Below are 1,690 nucleotides of genomic sequence, written 5' to 3'. Positions count from 1 at the left end.
ACTGGCTAAGATATTGGAATCGCTCACCTTTGGCTCATAACCTGAAGGCCGCAGGTTCAAATCCTGCCCCCGCAACCAAATTATGACGTGTTATCAGAGATTTAAAAGCCGAGCATAACGCTCGGCTTTCGTCGTTCCAAATTCTTGTCAACACCTGGTCAACGTTTGCCGAGCCCCCCATCGACGGGCCCCGCGCGTCCCTCGCTCCCGCCGTTGAAACCGTCGCCGCCTTCCAGTATATGACTCAGTCATGCCATCGGAGGCGCGGATGACTGTAAAGACTACCCTCAGCTTCACCGACCGCCATCACCGGTTCCTTTCGGAGAAGGTGGGGCAGGGCGTGTTCGCGACGCAGAGTGCCGCCGTCGCAGCCGCGCTGGAACAGATGATGCAGGACGAGGAGGAGCGCGGGATCGCCCTGTCGGCGCTCGCGCAGGAAATCCGTGCGCGCATGGAAACACCGCGCGAGGCGTTCATCGAGCAGGACGACGCCTTCGCGGCCGCCCGGGCCACCATTGGCGCTGCGCGTGGAGCGTGACCTGGCGCATCCGCTTCCATCCGCGCGTCGCGCGTGACCTCGACTCCATCGTGCAGTGGATCCTCGACTATGCCGGGCCGGATATCGCCGCGCGGAAACTCGCCGAGATCGAGGCGACCATCGCCACACTGAAGGATACGCCGCACAAGGGCAGCCTCCGCGATGACATCGCCCCCGGCCTGCGTGCGATTCCGGCCGGGCGGAAAGCCGTCATCGCCTTCGTGGTGGATGACGCCGCCGCCGAAGTCTTGATCTATGCGGTCACCTATGGCGGCGCGGACTGGGCACAGCGCAGCATGCGGCGCCGGAAGGAAAGGAGATAGTGCCATGGGTCATGGCCAGAGACAATTGGCGCAGCTTTCCGAACGCCTGCTCGCCCTGCCGCCCGAAAACGACGGCATGCTGCTGAGCGAGTTCGACGGCTTCGTCGCGGGCATCCTCGTGTGCCCCGAGATGATCCTGCCCAGTGAATGGCTGCCGCTGGTGTGGGGTGACGACATCGCCCCGCATTTTGCCGACATGGATCAGGCGACCGCGACGCTGGATGCCGTGATGGCGCATTACAACCGCGTGGCGCGCGGTCTGGCGAAAACCCCGACCGAATATGAAGCCGTCTATGACAAGGATCCTTTGACCGGCGATCTGATGTGGGAGCCCTGGATCACCGGCTTTGAGCGCGCGATGCAGTTGCGCCCGGAAGCCTGGGAGGCAAGCGTCGAGAGCAGCGACGAGGAGATCGCGTCCAGCATTCCCCTGCTTCTGGCCCTGCACGACATTGCCGCAGGCGGGTCCGAACTGGGCGCGGACGCCATCCGGGAACTGGATGCGATGGCCCCGGACATGATCCCCGATCTGGTCGCGAACCTGAATGCCTGGGGGAAGGCTCAAGGCAGGGTGCCGGGACAGGCCCATCTGCCCGGGGCGCCTGTTCCACGTGCAAAGGTCGGCCGCAACGATCCCTGTCCATGCGGCTCGGGGCGCAAGTTCAAGAAGTGCTGCGGCGCCGAAGCGATCCATTGATCCCCTCGCTTCAGAAATCCGTCTCCAGGTAGACCCCGGCGCAGTCGTAAGTGAGCTACTCCCCGATGTTTGAACAGATTTCCGGGTGAGTTAAGCTACTGCCTGCACCTGCTGATCGGTTTCGGTGTGGTT

General features: G+C 63.3%; 3 protein-coding genes. All 3 read left to right on the top strand.

What is annotated here, in order from left to right; all coding sequences use genetic code 11:
- Positions 1–268 precede the first annotated feature (268 nt).
- The 3 genes from D5084_RS09140 to D5084_RS09130 are packed head-to-tail and all read left to right on the top strand — an operon-like array spanning position 269 to position 1,558.
- Positions 269–538 (top strand): hypothetical protein, encoded by a 270-nt coding sequence (locus D5084_RS09140; protein ID WP_238382587.1) that lies wholly within the window; start codon positions 269–271, stop codon positions 536–538.
- On the top strand, positions 535–861 hold the full coding sequence (locus D5084_RS09135; RefSeq protein ID WP_128515202.1) for a type II toxin-antitoxin system RelE/ParE family toxin: 327 nt from the start codon (positions 535–537) through the stop codon (positions 859–861). Before D5084_RS09140 ends, D5084_RS09135 begins: the two co-directional genes overlap by 4 nt.
- Positions 806–1,558 carry a UPF0149 family protein gene (locus tag D5084_RS09130; protein ID WP_238382586.1) on the top strand — a complete coding sequence of 251 codons (753 nt, stop codon included), beginning with the start codon at positions 806–808 and terminating at the stop codon, positions 1,556–1,558. Before D5084_RS09135 ends, D5084_RS09130 begins: the two co-directional genes overlap by 56 nt.
- Positions 1,559–1,690 lie beyond the last annotated feature (132 nt).

Source organism: Tabrizicola thermarum, assembly GCF_003574395.1.
Taxonomy (GTDB): domain Bacteria; phylum Pseudomonadota; class Alphaproteobacteria; order Rhodobacterales; family Rhodobacteraceae; genus Tabrizicola; species Tabrizicola thermarum.
The sequence above is the reverse complement of the archived record's forward strand: the minus strand, read 5'-3'. Positions and strand labels throughout refer to the sequence as shown.

What these genes read in the sequence shown, in the direction of transcription:
- D5084_RS09130 (WP_238382586.1), top strand. Translation starts at nt 806, where the DNA reads ATGGCGGCGCGGACTGGGCACAGCGCAGCATGCGGCGCCGGAAGGAAA.
- D5084_RS09140 (WP_238382587.1), top strand. Translation starts at nt 269, where the DNA reads ATGACTGTAAAGACTACCCTCAGCTTCACCGACCGCCATCACCGGTTC.